The 818-nt window shown below is 45.6% G+C and carries 1 protein-coding gene and 1 pseudogene; both read left to right on the top strand.

Going from position 1 to position 818, the window contains the following annotated elements; all coding sequences use genetic code 11:
• Positions 1 to 96, top strand: a pseudogene (locus R7Z50_RS26365) (N-acetylglucosamine kinase); the annotation flags it as partial.
• 8 nt (positions 97 to 104) lie between these two features.
• A partial coding sequence (locus tag R7Z50_RS26370; RefSeq protein ID WP_318149596.1) for a glycoside hydrolase family 20 zincin-like fold domain-containing protein occupies positions 105 to 818 on the top strand: 714 nt, incomplete at its 3' end.

Genomic DNA, 818 nt, shown 5'->3' on the forward strand with positions numbered 1-818 from the left:
CAATGGGTTGTTGAGCCACAGTTTGACGCGATTGAAGGCGCAATTATGTTTGCAGGTAAACCTGAACATAACCTTTACTCGCTCAGTGCGGCGTAGGAGTAGATATGGAATATCGTGTTGATCTCGTCGTCCTATCAGAACAAAAGCAAAACTGCCGTTTCGGACTGACTTTCCATAACTTGAGCGATCAAGATCTCCACAATTGGAGCCTGATTTTTGCTTTTGATCGCTACATTCTGCCGGATAGTATTTCGAATGGTCAGCTCAAGCAAATTGGCAGCTACTGCACCCTCAAACCAGAAGGGTTGGTGCTGGCAGCTAACCATCATTTTTACTGCGAGTTCAGTATTGGTTCGAACCCATTCCGTTACTATTCTGATGGATTCAATGAAGCCTTGGTCAACTTTGAAGTCAACGGCAACCTTCAGCGAGCTCAAGTCGATGTCACGCCGATCGTATTGGCTTCGCCGTACCGTGAACGTAGTGAGATCCCTTCCAGCTTGACGCATGCGCAGCCTTTATTGCCAAAACCAAACCATATAGAAGTCAGCGATCACTGCTTTAGCTTTAATCATCAAGCTGGCGTTGCGGTTTATTCAAACTTAGCCAATTCAGCTAAAGAGTGGTTACTTGAAGAGCTTAAGCGCATTCATCAATTTGAGTTCGCATCAGACAATGGCAGTCAGATCATCTTCAAAGGCAACCCAACCTTGGATGAAGGCGCTTACAAACTGAAGGTAGCAGAAGAGTCGATCAAAATTGAAGCTGGCTCTTCGTCTGGTTTTACCCATGCTTGTGCAACGTTGTTGCAACTGATC

This window comes from Vibrio sp. 1249-1 (genome assembly GCF_033340495.1).